The 15,868-nt window shown below is 32.4% G+C and carries 18 protein-coding genes; all 18 read left to right on the top strand.

The window, feature by feature from the left end:
• Positions 1–92 precede the first annotated feature (92 nt).
• The 18 genes from ACEYOS_RS07975 to ACEYOS_RS08060 all read left to right on the top strand — a co-directional run bounded on the left by ACEYOS_RS07975 (position 93) and on the right by ACEYOS_RS08060 (position 15,601).
• Positions 93–668 carry a TerD family protein gene (locus tag ACEYOS_RS07975; protein WP_373707952.1) on the top strand — a complete coding sequence of 192 codons (576 nt, stop codon included), beginning with the start codon at positions 93–95 and terminating at the stop codon, positions 666–668.
• Between the two features lie 4 nt (positions 669–672).
• Complete coding sequence (locus ACEYOS_RS07980; protein WP_373707951.1) at positions 673–1,332, top strand: hypothetical protein; 660 nt, start codon at positions 673–675, stop codon at positions 1,330–1,332.
• Positions 1,333–1,338: 6 nt separating this feature from the next.
• Complete coding sequence (locus tag ACEYOS_RS07985) at positions 1,339–2,004, top strand: HAD family hydrolase (RefSeq protein WP_373707950.1); 666 nt, start codon at positions 1,339–1,341, stop codon at positions 2,002–2,004.
• A gap of 7 nt (positions 2,005–2,011) precedes the next feature.
• A complete protein-coding gene (locus ACEYOS_RS07990; protein WP_373707949.1) occupies positions 2,012–2,887 on the top strand; it encodes a phosphoribosyltransferase family protein in 876 nt (291 codons plus the stop codon).
• Positions 2,821–3,375, top strand: a complete 555-nt coding sequence (locus tag ACEYOS_RS07995) for a TerD family protein (protein ID WP_373707948.1) — start codon at positions 2,821–2,823, stop codon at positions 3,373–3,375. The genes ACEYOS_RS07990 and ACEYOS_RS07995 overlap by 67 nt, the downstream gene beginning before the upstream one ends.
• Before the next feature lies 1 nt (position 3,376).
• Complete coding sequence (locus tag ACEYOS_RS08000; protein ID WP_373707947.1) at positions 3,377–4,456, top strand: toxic anion resistance protein; 1,080 nt, start codon at positions 3,377–3,379, stop codon at positions 4,454–4,456.
• A gap of 8 nt (positions 4,457–4,464) precedes the next feature.
• Entirely contained in the window at positions 4,465–5,433 is a 969-nt protein-coding gene (locus tag ACEYOS_RS08005; protein WP_373707946.1) for a hypothetical protein, read from the top strand.
• Position 5,434: 1 nt separating this feature from the next.
• Positions 5,435–6,046, top strand: a complete 612-nt coding sequence (locus ACEYOS_RS08010; protein ID WP_373707945.1) for a TerD family protein — start codon at positions 5,435–5,437, stop codon at positions 6,044–6,046.
• An 81-nt stretch (positions 6,047–6,127) separates the two neighbouring features.
• Positions 6,128–6,808 carry a TerD family protein gene (locus tag ACEYOS_RS08015; RefSeq protein ID WP_373707944.1) on the top strand — a complete coding sequence of 227 codons (681 nt, stop codon included), beginning with the start codon at positions 6,128–6,130 and terminating at the stop codon, positions 6,806–6,808.
• Between the two features lie 12 nt (positions 6,809–6,820).
• Positions 6,821–7,459, top strand: coding sequence for a VWA domain-containing protein (locus ACEYOS_RS08020; protein ID WP_373707943.1), 639 nt, complete (start codon positions 6,821–6,823; stop codon positions 7,457–7,459).
• A 2-nt stretch (positions 7,460–7,461) separates the two neighbouring features.
• Positions 7,462–8,100 carry a VWA domain-containing protein gene (locus ACEYOS_RS08025; RefSeq protein WP_373707942.1) on the top strand — a complete coding sequence of 213 codons (639 nt, stop codon included), beginning with the start codon at positions 7,462–7,464 and terminating at the stop codon, positions 8,098–8,100.
• An 11-nt stretch (positions 8,101–8,111) separates the two neighbouring features.
• Complete coding sequence (locus ACEYOS_RS08030) at positions 8,112–8,273, top strand: hypothetical protein (RefSeq protein ID WP_373707941.1); 162 nt, start codon at positions 8,112–8,114, stop codon at positions 8,271–8,273.
• A 368-nt stretch (positions 8,274–8,641) separates the two neighbouring features.
• Positions 8,642–9,685: a TerY-C metal binding domain-containing protein gene (locus ACEYOS_RS08035; RefSeq protein WP_373707940.1), complete on the top strand. Its 1,044-nt coding sequence runs from the start codon at positions 8,642–8,644 to the stop codon at positions 9,683–9,685.
• Positions 9,685–11,142, top strand: coding sequence for a PP2C family serine/threonine-protein phosphatase (locus ACEYOS_RS08040; RefSeq protein ID WP_373739148.1), 1,458 nt, complete (start codon positions 9,685–9,687; stop codon positions 11,140–11,142). The genes ACEYOS_RS08035 and ACEYOS_RS08040 overlap by 1 nt, the downstream gene beginning before the upstream one ends.
• Before the next feature lie 5 nt (positions 11,143–11,147).
• Positions 11,148–12,659: a helix-hairpin-helix domain-containing protein gene (locus ACEYOS_RS08045; protein ID WP_373707938.1), complete on the top strand. Its 1,512-nt coding sequence runs from the start codon at positions 11,148–11,150 to the stop codon at positions 12,657–12,659.
• Positions 12,660–12,668: 9 nt separating this feature from the next.
• Entirely contained in the window at positions 12,669–13,892 is a 1,224-nt protein-coding gene (locus ACEYOS_RS08050) for a hypothetical protein (protein WP_373707937.1), read from the top strand.
• Positions 13,893–14,092: 200 nt separating this feature from the next.
• On the top strand, positions 14,093–14,461 hold the full coding sequence (locus ACEYOS_RS08055) for a PH domain-containing protein (protein WP_373707936.1): 369 nt from the start codon (positions 14,093–14,095) through the stop codon (positions 14,459–14,461).
• 498 nt (positions 14,462–14,959) lie between these two features.
• Positions 14,960–15,601 carry a vancomycin high temperature exclusion protein gene (locus tag ACEYOS_RS08060; protein WP_373707935.1) on the top strand — a complete coding sequence of 214 codons (642 nt, stop codon included), beginning with the start codon at positions 14,960–14,962 and terminating at the stop codon, positions 15,599–15,601.
• Positions 15,602–15,868 lie beyond the last annotated feature (267 nt).

Genomic DNA, 15,868 nt, shown 5'->3' on the forward strand with positions numbered 1-15,868 from the left:
ATTTTTATTATCTTTCGAAACTTAATAAAATATTCGCAAATTTTTTACTTATCACGGTCAAAATTTGTGTTAAATTAAAATAATTCAAAAAAATGGCAATCAATTTACAAAAAGGTCAAAAAATTGATATTGGTTTATCAAAAATGACAATTGGTCTTGGATGGGATCCAAGTGAGGGAACAGGGCATGAATTCGATTTAGATGCATCTGCAATTATGATAAATGCTGAACGAAAATTACTTGGTGAAGATTCGTTCATCTTTTATAATAATTTAGTTTCTCCAGATGGAGCATTAACTCATACCGGTGACGACCCAGACGGAAAGAGCAGTGATGGTGATGATGATGAAGCAATTATCGTTGACCTTGCAAAGGTAGACTCTAAAGTTGAAGAGATTCTTTTTGTAGTAACAATTGCAGATTTTGAAGCCAGAAAACAAAATTTTGGACAAGTTAGAAATTCTTATATAAGAATCGTAGATAACTCTAATAATGAGGAGATTGCAAAATATGAGTTAGATGAAGATTTTTCAATCGAAACAGGTGTCGAATTCGGTAGACTTTATAAACGAAATGGCAGTTGGAAATTCGAAGCTTCAGGAATTGGGTACAAAGCAGATCTAGGTTTCTTTTTAGAAAAATATTACAGCGGGACAATTATTAAATAAAATTATGGCAATTAATTTACAAAAAGTTACCATTGAAAAAACTGGCGACACAGCATCTATAGATCTTACAAAAAATCGCTCAGCTTCGAGTGAAATTGTGATTAACTTAAATTGGTCGCAAGGCACAACCAAAAAGAGTTTTTTTGGCAATCTACTAGGTGGTAATTCAGAAATAGATCTGGATCTTGGTTGTTTTTATGAACTGGATAATGGCGAGAAAAATGTGATCGACGGAGTGCAATTCTCTAAAGGTAATGGTGGAAATAGAGATCAAAAAACTCGTCAGGGACGCTATACAAATTCTCCCTGGATATGGCATACCGGTGATGATAGAGGTGCGGCAGCAGGTTCTGGCGAAAATATTGTAGTGAATCCCGCAGGTGTTAATGGAATAAAAAGAATGATTATTTATTGTTTTATTTATGATGGCGTTGCAAAATGGACAGAAACAAATGGAGTTGTAACCATTAAAGTAGAAGGAAATCCAGATATTGAGGTGAAAATGGGTGAACAGACGGACTCTCGTAAGTTTTGTGCGATTGCTGAAATTATATTTTCACCGACTAATTTGCAGGTTAAAAAATTAGTAACCTTCCATAACACTCATAGTGATTGTGATAAGATGTATAGTTGGGGAATGAAATGGGCGACGGGATCGAAATAATATGTAATGGACTTAAACATATCTAAATTTTCTCATTTCTCGTTTGATCTTTGGCTAACTATTATTAGGTCTAATCCTGAATTTAAAGGGAAAAGAGATCGTTTACTTAAGGAGTTTTTTTCATTAGATCAAGACCTTGACGAAATTCGTAAAGAAGTACGTTATTATGATTTGCTATTTAATAGAATTTCTGAAAAAACAGGGTTTCATATTCAACGCGAAGTCGCGTTTCTTTTAATTTTAAAAACATTAGGTAAAAATGAGGAGGAGATCACAACGGAGAGTTTAAGTACTTTTTTCACAGAGGTAGACCGTTTATTTTTAGAGTACAGGCCTGTTTTGCTTTGGGAAAATATCGAAGAAATTCTTATCAAAATTAAAGATGCTGGTAAAACAGCGAATGTTTTAAGCAATACCGCTTTTATTCATGGTCAATCTTTGGTAAAAGTGCTGGACGATCTGGGATTAAGTACCTATTTTTCTTTCATGATATTTTCAGACATCGAAAAAGTTTCTAAGCCGAATCCAAAGATTTTTGAAACAGTGTGCAGAAAAGTGAATGAATTTCAGACCGTAAATAAAAGTGAAATATTGCATATCGGTGATAATATAATCGCAGATTTTGAGGGCGCAAAAAATTTTGGTTTTGAAGCCAAATTGATAAAATTTTAAATAAGTAATGAGGAAAAGATATAGTTTAAATAAAATAGAAAGTCAGGAAAAAAGTCCGTTTGATGAAGGCGAGTATAGCCTGTTTAAATTTGGTGATACCTATTTTGCAAGAAAATTTGCCAAGCAATTATTTGTTGGCTTTATCGCAGAATTTAAGAGTGAGATTTTAAAGCAGGAAGAAATAATTCTTTTCCCAAGTCCATATTACAGTATTCCCACAGCTTCTAACTTTCTGTGTCATTATTTTAAAGAAGAACTAAACTATTTTCTTTTCGAACATGGTAGAGCAGCGTGCATAGAGGGGAAAATATACCGGCAGCAAACCTATGTAGAGGATTATGGCAACATGAACTACGAAGAGAGGATTAATTTAATTTCAAATGACACTTACTATATCGATAAACATTTTGTCGATGGAAAATTTTGCATTTTCTTAGATGATATTAAAATTACGGGAAGTCATGAAAATACTGTGGATAGAATTCTGAAAGAATATGAGGTAAAAGGAGAGTTTATTTTTGTCTATTTTGCGGAATTAATGAATACTAATATTCATCCTAAAATTGAAAACCATTACAATTACTTTAAAGTTAAAACAACCGAAGATTTAGTGGAAGTCATTAATGGAAGAGACTTTCATTTTAATACAAGAATAACAAAATTCATCCTTCTTATGAAGGTATCTGAATTTGAGCATCTTTATGATAATATTGCAGAAAAAAGACGAAATGAAATTTTAAGTCTGGCAATTAGTAACAATTATCACCAAGTAGAAGAATATAAAAAAAATATAACGACATTAAAAAATAAAATAAAATGGCAATCAACTTACAAAAAGGACAAAGACAAAACATTAATGCACCAAAATTTACCATCGGATTAGGATGGGATGCTAATAATTCTTCAACTGGGGGTCAGTTTGATTTAGATGCTTCCATTTTTGGATTAAGCGATAGTAAAAAATTAGTAGATGATTCTTTTTTCGTTTATTACAATAATCTGCAAACGCCAGACAAATCTATAACGCACACCGGTGACAATCTTACAGGTGATGGCGACGGTGATGATGAGCAAATCAAAATTGATCTCACTGGAATTGATGGCCGTGTGAAAGAAATTATTGTAGTAGTTACCATTCATGAAGCTGATTCCAGAAATCAAAATTTTGGACAGGTTAGAAATTCTTTCATTCGTATTTTTAATACTGAGACTAATGAGGAAATTTTGAAATATGAATTAGATGAAGATTTCTCCATAGAAACTGCAGTAGAATTCGGTAGAGTTTATGAAAAAAATGGAGAATGGAAATTTGAAGCGGTAGGAAACGGACAAAGAGAAGGTTTACAGAAATATTTAGACCTGTATAATTAATATGGAACCACAACCAACAACAAATATAGCCATAGATAAAAGCGGAAACGTAGATCTGGCAGTATTGCCAAGTGCAGATTTGCAAAAATATGACAGTATTGCAACAACTATTGATGAGCAGAATCCTAATTCCATTATTAATTTTGGGTCAGATTTGCAGAATTCTTTGGCGAGCCAAAGTGATTCTTTCCTAAATAATGTACGGAAATCGAATTCTGGCGAAGTGGGAGAACTGATCAACAAACTTTTGGTCGAGTTAAATTATGTGGATGTAGATGAATTAGAGGGAAGCTCTGTAAAAAAGTTTCTGAAGAAAATTCCTTTCTTCGGGAAAATGGTGACCTCCGTAGAAACCCTTTTTGTGAAATATGATAAAATTGTAACCAATATTTCTGATATCTCAAATAAGGTTAATGCAGGAATTATAAATTCTACCAAAGACAATGCGGTCTTGCAGACGATCTTTACTGGCAATATAGATTCGGTTAAAAAAATTGAAGATTACATTATTGCTGGGACATTAAAGTTTCAGCAATCCAGTGAAGAGTTAGCTATGATGGAATCTAATGTTGCCAATTATCAGGATTATCAAATATCGGACAAAAGAGATTTTATTTCTAGGTTAGACCGTAGATTGGCGGATTTAAAAGTAGTTCGTTTTATCATTTTGCAGTCCCTGCCTCAAATTAGATTAATTCAGTCCAACAATATATCCATCGCGGAAAAAGCACAGACCATATTAACAACCACCCTTCCTCTTTGGAAGAATCAGTTAACATTAGCTGTAGCCATGCATAGACAACAGCAAAATATTGAAGTGCAGAAAAAGGTATCTTCAACGACTGAGGAAATTTTGAGAAAAAATGCTCAGAGATTACAACAGAATACCGTCGATGTAGCACGTGCTAATGAGCAGACTATCGTATCTGTAGAAACTTTGAGAGAAACTACCAGTTCTTTGATTGATACTTTGAATGAAGTAAAACAGATTCAACAGCAAGGTGCACAAAATAGACTTGTATTAGATGGAGAACTCAAAAACTTAGAACAAACTCTTAAAAATCAAATGCAAAAGTCATAATATAAAAGTTGGATCAAGAAAAAGAAATATTAAAAAAAAGCAAGAGAAGAATTCAAAAATTAAAACTTCTCAGCAAATTTTTTGGACAAACTGAACTTATTAATATCATTATAAAGACAGAGATTATTCAGTCTTATTTTGAGACAAAATCTGAGCTAGGTTTAGATTTTAATAAGTTAGAACTTTTTCACCTTCAATACACAGACAGTCTACTTGTTTTATTAGATAAAATAAAAAAACAGAAAGAGGCAAATATCCTTACAATTTATAAGGAGATTGATGCAAATAAGGATTATATAGATTCTTTCGTTGATCGAGAGAATGGTGGTAGAAATTTTAATATCGACCGAAAATACCAAAACGGTTATGTCTCGGAGTTTCTAGAAAATATTTATAGTAATTTAACTGATGTACGAAAACCCATTGATTACAAAAAGATTCGTGAACTTTCAAATAATTACGCTGTAGAGTATTATCGAACTACTGCGAAGATGGAGTTCTTGATTAGTTTGCCCAATATTAAATGTTATGAATTTGAGAATGTCGATGTAGAAAGGAAATTATTGGGAAAATTAAATTCTAATCATTTTAAAATTCGATTTTTGTGCGGTTATAATATTAACAATCAAATTTTTGAATTATTCAAAATTACGGATATCGACGAAGATTTTATTTGGAATTTGCAGATAAACGAATTCTATATTATTCCGGAGGATATTTCAGTACTACTTGATAAGTCGCCCAATACTTCGTCGAAAAAATCATTTGTAACTGAATTAAATACTAAGAATAAAGAGTTAGAAGAAAGGGCGAAAATTTTAAAAACTACCTTGCCAGATCAGGTTATATCAATTTTAGAAAAGTATAAAGAGAACTTAGAAAACCAAGAAATAATTAATCAATTATTAAGCATAGATGAAGAGTTGAATATCCTCAATTCTATGCTTACTTTAAATTTAAATAATAAATTACAATAAAATGGCAATTAACTTACAAAAAGGACAAAGAATAAATCTGAAGAAAGACAATGGAAATACCCTACAAAACATTTGCGTAGGAGTTAACTGGGGTGCAATAGAGAAAAAAGGATGGCTTGGTGGAATGTCTAAGGAAGCCGTAGATTTAGATGCGAGTTGCATTCTATTTGATGATTCAAAAACCTCGCTTGATGTTGTTTACTTTGGGCAATTAAAATCGAAAGATGGAGCAATAAAGCACAGTGGAGATGATCTTACGGGAGATATGTCAGGTGATGACGGTCTTGATAATGAAATAATAACTTTAGATTTTTCAAAACTTAATGCTAATGTTAGCTCTGTTGCTTTTGTTTTAAATAGTTATAAAGGACAAGATTTTGGCACAATTCCTTTTGCATCAATTCGTATTTATGAAGGTACTCCGTCAAGAGTTTCTGAAGTTTTTGCAACGTACAATATTGCGAAAGGTGACAATTTCGCTGGACACGTTGCCATGGTAATGGGAGTTTTTTACAAAAGAAACGGTGAGTGGAAATTCAACGCCATCGGTGAACCTACCAAGGACAGAAAACTTGAAGAAACTGTGAAAACAGTTCAGCAAAATTATTTGTAAAATATCATAAAAATGTATTTAAACGCTGCCTGTTTAATTTTAATTATTTCAGGCACTTTTTTGTACTAAAAAAAATATATCATGGCAATAAATTTACAAAAAGGACAAAAAATTGATTTACGAAAATCGTCGGGAGAAGCATTGACCAATTTTTGCGTTGGCGTTAATTGGGGTGCAATCGAAACTACAAAACCAGGTCTTTTTGGTATCGGAAGTAAAAAAGTAATTGAAGATGTAGACTTGGATCTAAGTTGTATAATGCTTGACCAAAATGGAGAACTCGTAGATTGGATTTACTCTCCAGAATACAATGCCTGGCTATCACAAAATAAATTTCCATTAGGTAAGCTGACTTCAAATGATGGTGGTTTACGTCACAGCGGAGATGACCGACAAGGTGATGTAGGTGGAGATGATGGATTAGATAACGAGATTATTACGGTCGATTTAAATCGTGTCAGTAACAACGTTGATAAAATTTTTTTCTTTCTTAATATTTATTTAAATCAAGGTCAAAATTTTGATTTTTCCCAGATTCCTTTTGCCAAGATAAGAATGTATGAAGGTACACCTACGAGGGTTAACAGTGTTTTTTCAAACTATGATATTGTGACCGATTCAAGCTACCGTGGAAAAGGTGCCCTAATTCTTGGTAAGCTTTATCGTAGAAATGGTGAATGGAAGTTTGATGCTATTGGTGATCCTACAGATGACAAACTTTTTATTCAAACTATTCAAAAAATTACACAAAACTATAAATAATCTAAATTTAAAATGAGAAGATTACCTGTATATTTATTATTGGATACTTCTGGATCAATGACTGGTGAACCAATTGAAGCTGTTAAAAATGGTGTTCAAATGATGTTGCATTCTTTACGTCAAAATCCGCAGGCCTTAGAAACCGCTTATGTAAGCGTAATTACGTTTGATAGTGAAGCAAAACAAATAGTTCCGCTTACTGATCTAGCCTCTTTCCAAATGGTTGATATTAAAGCGTCCAGTACAACTTCTTTAGGAGCTGCACTTTCTTTATTGGCTGATAAAATGGAATCTGAAATCACAAAAACTACTACTGATACAAAAGGTGACTGGAAACCATTGACTTTTATTATGACTGACGGAGTTCCTACGGACGACTGGCAATCAGGATTTAATAAACTGAAAGTGGTCAATAAAGGTTTAATTGTTGCATGTGCTGCCGGAAATGGTGCTGATGATACCATTTTAAAACAAGTTGCGGGTGCTGTCGTAAGATTGGATAATGCAGATTCAAGTAGTATTGAAAAGTTTTTTCAGTGGGTAACCGCTTCAATTTCTACGACTTCAACAAAAGTTGAAGAAACTGGTATTGAGTTAGCAGGTTTAGACCAACTTCCGCCGCCACCTTCTGAGTTAGTAATTGTTTCCTAATTATGAACAGAAGATTACTCGCTTATTTTCTATTAGACACTTCTGGCTCAATGCGGGGAGAGGGAATCGCTGCGCTAAATAATGGGTTTAATGGCTTAATATCTATGTTAAGACAAGATCCGCAAGCAATGGATTCTCTCTATATTAGTGCAATCACTTTCGATCGGGAAGTTCATAATATTATTCCACTCGTAGATTTGGCAAGTTATCAGCCAATTGAAATAACATGCCCAGAGAGTGGTCCGACCCATTCAGGACAGGCTTTAGAGATGTTACGTGATTTAGTAAGTGCTGAACTCGTTAAAGGTTCTATGGATCGAAAAGGAGATTGGAAACCTCTCTTATTTATTTTTACTGATGGAAAACCTTCTGATATCCAAAAATACCGACAGATGATTCCAATCATAAAAGCATTAGATTTCGGTGCAGTTGTAGCATGTGCTGCCGGTCCGAAAGCGGAAGAAAGTTTTTTGTTAGAATTAACTGATCATGTGGTAAAGCTTGATGCGACCGATTCTTCTACATTATCAACTTTTTTCCAATGGGTAAGTTCATCAATTGAAATGGGTAGCAAATCACAAGGGACGGGTGAGAAAATGACATTGCCACCGCCACCAACTGAATTGAATATTGTTGTATAAATAATAAAAATATGGGAAAATTTGGATTTTCATTTTCTTTAAATAGACTTTTAGGAATTACAGCTGCAAAACAAAAATTTGCGAGGCAAACTGGAATTCCAACAACGAAAGATGGCTTAAAAAGAAAAGTAGGTAGTATAGTTTTGAAAGCATTATTAGGAAAAAATAAATAATTTTTTTATAGGAATTAAGATTTTTGTTTTGACAATGGCAGCAATTATACCTGGATTTTTGTATTTGTTTATTATGTGTTTTCAGCAAAAATTCGGATAGTTGACATATGACTTAATCCTTTAAATAGTAATATTTATAAATTCCTACCAGATTAGGAACCTGAAGATAATGATTTAACCATTTAAAGAGAAGTTACGTGAGTTGATGTTTACAGATCTATCAACAGAGCATGTAATAATTGATCTTCAAAAAAATTCCTAGAGTATAATAATCAGAATCAATTTAATGTAAGAAGATTAATAAGCTATTTTCATAGCATTAAGAAAAAAAAAAACAAAATATAATAACAGTTTAAAATCTGAAAATCATGAGAAGATTACCAATTTATTTCCTGCTCGACGTTTCTGAATCGATGGTGGGAGAGCCAATAGAGCAAGTTCAGGAAGGAATTGCAATGATTATTAAAGAATTAAAAACTGATCCCTATGCCTTGGAAACAGTTTGGATTTCAATCATTGGATTTGCAGGTAAAAGTAAAGTTATTATGCCCCTACAAGATGTGATTACTTTTTATCCACCAAAAATCCCGATCGGCAGTGGAACTTCACTTTCAAAAGGTTTAGAAGAATTAATGAATTCATTGGATAAAGATATCGTTAAAACAACTTTCGAAAGAAAGGGTGATTGGAAACCAATTGTCTTTTTATTTACTGACGGTGTTCCTACAGATGATTCAGAAAAAGCAATCCAGACATGGAATACCAATTATCGAAGCAAATGTAATTTAATAATCATTTCAATCGGAGATAATACTAATTTTAATCTTTTAGGTCGCTTATCAGATCAGGTGTTGTTGTTTAATAATACAGATACTAATGCTTATAAAGAATTCTTCAAATGGGTAACAGCATCCATCAAAGCAACGAGCGAGAATATTATTAATACCAATACAGACGGAATTAATTTGAGCAAAACAGATCCTGGTGTAGTTGAAGAGATTGATTTAACAAAAAAGTATTCTTTACCGGATAATAATTTTGTAGTACTGAATGGTAAATGTTCAACAAATGATAAGTTGTATTTGATGAAGTTTAAAAAAACTTTACAAGAATCAAGTGTGCCTGGATTCGAAACTCGCTTTTATAAAATTGAAGGTGCGTACAAAATAGATGAAAACGCTTATAAAGAATATTCTGAAGGAGGAGTAAGTGGAGTGAAAATTTCAAGCGAGGAAATTCAGGGAAATCCTAGTTGCCCGTCATGCGGAAATAACTTTGCTTTAGCTACTTGCCAGTGTGGAGGAATTCATTGTATTTCTGGAGAAGGTTATGCAAAGTGTCCTTGGTGCGGTAGCGAAGCGAATTATGGTTTGGCAGAAGGTGGGTTTGATATTAATAGAACTTTAGGATAATGATGGAAGATCAATTAAATAATTTATTGTCAGAATTTAATATTGAAAATACAAAAGTTGTCGAGAAAACAGTTCTGAAACTGGCACATAACTCAAAAGTTTTTGAATTGACAAAGTCCATCAAAGAAATAAAAAATCAAATTATAGAAATTTTTAAAATGAAAAGAGATAGTGAAGAATTCATAGAAGCACATTTCCCTATTCCGAACGCCAATGCAAAGAAAGAGTATAACTTTACTTTTGATTTATCATTGTTTCCAGCCATTAAGATCAAAGAAATAAAAAATTTAGATTTGGTCGGTTTGCAGTTTGATGATGAGAAATCTTGCATATATGGTGTTCCTTCTGTTGCTAATACCATTGATATTCACATTGTTTTCTTTAATAAAAACGATGAAAATTTATTGACTGATACCAAAGTAGTTCCTTTTATTGTAAATGCAGATCCTAAAGATTTGTGGTTAGATAAACCAAGTCCTACAGACAGTAGGTTTTACAAAGATGAAATCTTAAACTATAAATCTTCGTTTTTGGATAAAAAAATTGTCGTGTCCTCTAAAAGAGGTCGGTCGCATGCCCATAACGGAACATTTAGAGATGACGATTTTTTAGTAAAAGCATTACCTGATGATTGGTCAATTGTTACTGTTGCGGACGGTGCTGGATCTGCAAAATATGCGAGAGCTGGATCAAAATATGCTTGTAATCATATTATTGAGAGTTTTGATAAGGAGGAGGTTTTGCAAGAATTATCACAAAAAGTTACCCAATATTTTACTTCTGAAAGTTCTGAAAGTATTGAGAATGACAAAGGTGAAACTGAATCAAAAGATGTTTCTTTTGAAGACGAAGTTATATCGAGTGATGTAGAAGATCTGAAAATTAAAAATAAGAGCTTCATTATTAATCTTCTATATAAAAATGTTAAGGAATTACATGATTCACTATCTAAGTATGCAGAAAGTGAAGAAATCTTACTCAGAGACCTTCATACAACTCTAATTTTCACCTTAGTGAAAAAATTTAGTTTTGGATATGTTATTTTATCTTTTGGTGTTGGTGATTGTCCTATAAATGTGATTAATAAAGATGGTAGTGTACACTTACTTAATTTTTTAGATGTTGGTGAAAGTAGTGGTGCAACTCGTTTTATGACCATGCCGGAAATTTTCAATCGTCCGGATATGGTAAATCGTTTTGGCCTAAACTGTTTTGAGGACTTTTCAAAACTTTTCCTAATGACTGATGGTATTTATGATCCTAAATTTGTTGTGGAAAGCAAACTGGAAAATGTCGAAAGTTGGAAAAATTTCCTTCGTGACTTAGATGGCGAAAATGATGATGAAATAAAAGTAAATTTCGATGACGACACAAATATCGAAAATCAGCTTTCAGATTGGATGGACTTCTGGAGTAAAGGAAATCACGATGACAGAACTTTAGCAATAATATATTAAATATTATGAGTGTAATTAAAGTCAATTCAATTTTAGACCCAACCAAATCTTACAATTACGTGGATGATGGTAATCCGATGAAAGGTGGGATGAAAGATGTTTATTTCTCTGAAGATAGGAAATATGTGGTAGCCTTCTTTCGGGAACCCTTGGATTTTAATCAAAAGGATAGAATTAAAAGGATAGTGAAATTGTATCTTGATAATATTAAAAAAGGACATAGCGCAGATTATTATCTAGATCTTTTATATAGATGGCCTTATGACGCTGTAGAAAAAAATGGAAAGGTAGGAGTTATTGTACCAGTTTATGATTCCAAGTTTTTTTTCAAAAAAGGTTACATTTCTAATGAAGCGATTAAGGGAGTGGAAAAAAAAGGAAAATGGTTTACGGCTCCCTCTTTTAGAAATAAACAATATCCTTTGGCCTTAGATAAGTCAGAATTGGGGGACTGGTTGAGTTACTTTCAAATCGGTATTAATTTAAGTCGGGGAGTAAAGAAAATGCATCAGATGGGCTTAGCACATTCTGATCTCTCTTACAATAATGTTTTAATTGATCCTGTGACAAAGTCTGCTGCGATTATCGATATAGATGGTTTGGTTGTTCCTGGCTTGTTTCCACCGGAAGTGATTGGGACTGCTGATTTTATTGCACCAGAAGTATTGAAAACCAAGCATCTTAAAATTCAAGATCCTAGTAGAATTTTACCAAATCAGAAGACAGATCTACATGCTTTAGCAATATTAATTTATATGTATCTATTGCGAAGACATCCTTTGAGAGGTGGAAAGGTTTGGGATTTAGAGTCTGAAAAGGATGAAATTTTGTCAATGGGTGAAAAAGCAATTTTTATTGAGCATCCAACAGATTCAACGAATCGGGTTAAAGTAGAGCATTTAAGAAAATGGGATTCTTTTTGGGGAGATCCGAAAAAACTACCTTACACGGTAACTGGGCCCTATTTAAGTGCCTTATTTAAAAGAGCTTTTGTTGATGGGTTACACAATCCAATTTTACGTCCTATCGCAAATGAGTGGGAAACCGCATTATTAAAAACCGTAGATTTAATTCAACCATGCAGTAATCCTAATTGTGATGAAAAATGGTACGTTTTCGACAATACCTCAAAACCTAAATGCCCATTTTGTGGAACTGCACACAAAGGGACATTACCGGTGGTTGATTTATACTATAAATTCAAGGATGATGTTTGGAAACCGGAAAATCACAGATTAATGGTTTATCATAATCAATATCTTTTCAAATGGCATGTTTCAAAAAAAGTAATCCGAAATGAAAGTTTGACCGCCCTTGATAAAAAACCAGTCGGATATTTTACTTTCTATCAAAATAGATGGGTATTGGTTAATCAATCTCTGCCTAATATGAAAGATGTTACAGAGAATAAAGTAATTCCAATTAATTCGATGGTAGAGTTGACTGATGGTAAAAAAATAATGCTCTCCGATGAAGATGGAGGGAGACTAATGTATATAACTTTAACAAACAAATAAACTTAACAAATGAATCAAAACATTATCGATTTACATCCAGGCCTGATCGTAGGATTTGCTGTAGTCATTTTTATCATGCTCTTATTAGATTTAGGAATTTTTAATAAAAAAGCGCATGAAGTAACATCTAAAGAAGCAACGATATGGAGTGTCATTTGGATTTCCCTTTCAATGGTCTTTTCTGGTGTTGTTTATTGGATTTTTAATCAAGATGCAGGCGGACATGAAATTGCAGTTGAGAAATTTACACAATTTCAAGCAGCATATTGGGTTGAAAAAGCTTTGTCTGTAGATAACTTATTTGTATTTATTCTAGTATTTAGTTTTTTTAAAGTACCAAAACATCTACACCATAAAGTTTTATTTTGGGGGATAATTGGTGCTTTAATTTTTAGAGCCATATTTATATTTGCCGGCGTTGGAATTATAAACGTAACTTATTTATCAGCATTCCTGACAAATGAAAGCAATACTTTTTATGTCATATGGAGCTTGATTGCATTAGCAGTGATTGTTTTGACATTTAAATATTTACGAGAAGAAAAGATCTTCTTAAGTCTAGGAATCTTATTTGCAGTTTCACTTCTTGTTGCTATTAATGCAAAATATGTTATTGATGTAAAGACAGTAGAATTACCTCCAATAAATTTAGTAATGACTTTGTTTGGATTGTTTCTAATTTATGCAGGAATTCAATCCTGGGGATCTGGCGATGACGACGAAGATGAAGATTTTAGTGATACTGCAGGTGCAAAACTGGTAAAAAAATTCTATAAAATTTCAGATAATTACGATGGCGATAAATTTTTCACCGTACAAAATGGAATGCGAATGGCAACACCATTGTTAGTTGTTGTTGCGGTTATAGAATTTACCGATGTGCTATTTGCCGTAGATTCAATACCTGCAATCTTTGCTATTTCTAAAGATCCATTTATATTATATACTTCCAATATTTTTGCGATTTTGGGATTACGATCGCTGTACTTTTTACTAGCAAATTTCATCCACATGTTTAGCAAATTACCATATGGGTTAGCAATAGTATTAAGTTTCATCGGTGTGAAAATGCTAATCTCACCATGGTATCATATTTCCTCACCCATTTCGTTAGGAATTGTCGCTGGAGTTTTAATTATATCCGTTTTAGCATCATTAGTATTTCCTGAAACAAAAGAAGATGTAACGTCAACTTTAGATGATGATCTAACAGGTGAGGACTTAGAAATGTAGTATTATGCTATGCTGTATAAATAATTAAAACTATTAAAAAACGGTAAATAATCAAATGACTTACTTTGTGATAAAGTTCTTTGTTCGGTCATTTGCCGTTTTTGCTTTTAAACTTATAAGCTGCAATTGAAAAATTGTTTAGTAGTGATAATATTTTGAAAGATAAATTAATTGGTTATCATTGATACAAAAATTAACAAATGGGAACTTACGTAAAAAATAATTTGATTTCGGGAGAACATGTACAATATGAAACGTCTTATCATTGGATAATTTTTATTTCATTAAGGTCATTACTTACATTGTTTATCGCACCTATCCTTGACCGTTGGACAGATGAATTTGCAATTACAAATAAAAGGGTAATTGTAAAGACTGGATTAATTAGAAGAAGAACGGTTGAACTTAACTTGACGAAAATTGAAAGTGTCAATGTTAATCAAAGTGTTTTGGGCAGAATATTAGGATTTGGAAGTATTCAAATAGTAGGCACTGGGGGTACTAGAGAATTATTTACAAATATTAGAAAACCTCTTCGATTCAGGAAAAAATTTCAAGAGTTATGTTAAAAAAGTGATGTTTCAAAATGGCTTTTCAAATCTCCAAAAAGCGTAAATCATCCAAATTCGTGCGTGCCTTTAGCAAAATTGCATCAAAGCACTAATATGATATCCCAATTAAAAATAAATTTTTAGACATGCAAATTTAAAGGCTTTTCTGGTTCTTAAATAAATACATTATGCAAAGAGAGAATATAATCTTAAGATCTAAGCATCTTCTTCATAAGGAGAAACTTAATTAAAAATTTGGGCTCAGGATTTTAGAGAAGAAAGGTTTGATAAGGATCAAATATATGCGGTATTTATTCTTACTATTTAGCGCGTGAAAAGACTTGCCGAAAAAGAGTTCGAGAGACAAAAATATTTGATAATATCTTTGGATTATTATTTATTTCTGTAGCAGTTGTACTTTTTATTGCATGCAAAATTGGAGTTTCCCTTCTTTTTGCCGGAATATATTTTATGTTGAGAACTTCTTCTTATAAGTAATAATACATGCCAAATTCTATGAAAATATTTCCACTGACTGTAATTACCGCTATAATTGCAGTATTGATATTAGTATTGCCAATTTATGTAAAGTACACTGTTAAAGATGAAATTTATAATCAAAGTATTAATATTCCGAGAAAAGAATTTGCGATCGTACTTGGCGCCGGTGTTAAAAAAAACGGTAAGCCGGGTAGTTTTCTTAAACAAAGATTAGACGATTCAGTTGATCTTTACAATAAAGGAATTATTAAGAAAGTTTTAGTTTCTGGAGATAATGGTGAGAAATCTTACGATGAAATTAGTGCAATGAACGAATATCTGGTGAATGCCGGAATTCCACAAAATAAGATTTTCGGAGATTATGCGGGTTTTGATACTTATTCCACAATGTCACGAGCAAGCAAGGTTTTTGGTATAAAGGATGCGGTTATAGTTACTCAAAAGTTTCATCTAAATCGATCAGTTTATCTAGCACAGCAGAAAGGGATTAACGCAGTCGGATACTCGTCATCTTCTAAAGGGCAGAGAAAGTACTTTGCTAGAGAGTGGTTTGCTACTATAAAAAGTTTCTTTGATTGTGTAATTGCGAGAAAGCCTAAATTTTTAGGTAAGAAGGTGAATACAAGTGACCTAACAAATATTAAATTAAATAATTAATATTTTAAATAATAACTTTAAAGGTTCTTGAAAATTTTATACTGTAATTTGATACATAATTCACTGTAATTACGATATGCGTCTTTCTATGATGTCGAATGTTAGTTCCCACCTTTATCTTCCATTTTTTCGAGACACTAAAAATAAGGTAAAATTGAGTATTGGCATTTAGAGAAATTTAAAGATTGGTATTTTGTTTCGAGTGATTAGTAAATCAAAAACGTCTTTTAGATAAGAATTTATCTTAAGTAATGGATATTTAAAGAT

It is taken from the genome of Kaistella sp. (genome assembly GCF_041824135.1).
In the GTDB taxonomy this organism is placed as follows: Bacteria; Bacteroidota; Bacteroidia; order Flavobacteriales; family Weeksellaceae; genus Kaistella.

Excerpts from the sequence above, each read along its gene's own strand:
- ACEYOS_RS07975 (WP_373707952.1), top strand. The coding sequence starts at position 93 with ATGGCAATCAATTTACAAAAAGGTCAAAAAATTGATATTGGTTTATCA.
- ACEYOS_RS07980 (WP_373707951.1), top strand. The coding sequence starts at position 673 with ATGGCAATTAATTTACAAAAAGTTACCATTGAAAAAACTGGCGACACA.
- ACEYOS_RS07985 (WP_373707950.1), top strand. The coding sequence starts at position 1,339 with ATGGACTTAAACATATCTAAATTTTCTCATTTCTCGTTTGATCTTTGG.
- ACEYOS_RS07990 (WP_373707949.1), top strand. The coding sequence starts at position 2,012 with ATGAGGAAAAGATATAGTTTAAATAAAATAGAAAGTCAGGAAAAAAGT.
- ACEYOS_RS07995 (WP_373707948.1), top strand. The coding sequence starts at position 2,821 with ATGGCAATCAACTTACAAAAAGGACAAAGACAAAACATTAATGCACCA.
- ACEYOS_RS08000 (WP_373707947.1), top strand. The coding sequence starts at position 3,377 with ATGGAACCACAACCAACAACAAATATAGCCATAGATAAAAGCGGAAAC.
- ACEYOS_RS08010 (WP_373707945.1), top strand. The coding sequence starts at position 5,435 with ATGGCAATTAACTTACAAAAAGGACAAAGAATAAATCTGAAGAAAGAC.
- ACEYOS_RS08015 (WP_373707944.1), top strand. The coding sequence starts at position 6,128 with ATGGCAATAAATTTACAAAAAGGACAAAAAATTGATTTACGAAAATCG.
- ACEYOS_RS08020 (WP_373707943.1), top strand. The coding sequence starts at position 6,821 with ATGAGAAGATTACCTGTATATTTATTATTGGATACTTCTGGATCAATG.
- ACEYOS_RS08025 (WP_373707942.1), top strand. The coding sequence starts at position 7,462 with ATGAACAGAAGATTACTCGCTTATTTTCTATTAGACACTTCTGGCTCA.
- ACEYOS_RS08030 (WP_373707941.1), top strand. The coding sequence starts at position 8,112 with ATGGGAAAATTTGGATTTTCATTTTCTTTAAATAGACTTTTAGGAATT.
- ACEYOS_RS08035 (WP_373707940.1), top strand. The coding sequence starts at position 8,642 with ATGAGAAGATTACCAATTTATTTCCTGCTCGACGTTTCTGAATCGATG.
- ACEYOS_RS08040 (WP_373739148.1), top strand. The coding sequence starts at position 9,685 with ATGATGGAAGATCAATTAAATAATTTATTGTCAGAATTTAATATTGAA.
- ACEYOS_RS08045 (WP_373707938.1), top strand. The coding sequence starts at position 11,148 with ATGAGTGTAATTAAAGTCAATTCAATTTTAGACCCAACCAAATCTTAC.
- ACEYOS_RS08050 (WP_373707937.1), top strand. The coding sequence starts at position 12,669 with ATGAATCAAAACATTATCGATTTACATCCAGGCCTGATCGTAGGATTT.
- ACEYOS_RS08055 (WP_373707936.1), top strand. The coding sequence starts at position 14,093 with ATGGGAACTTACGTAAAAAATAATTTGATTTCGGGAGAACATGTACAA.
- ACEYOS_RS08060 (WP_373707935.1), top strand. The coding sequence starts at position 14,960 with ATGAAAATATTTCCACTGACTGTAATTACCGCTATAATTGCAGTATTG.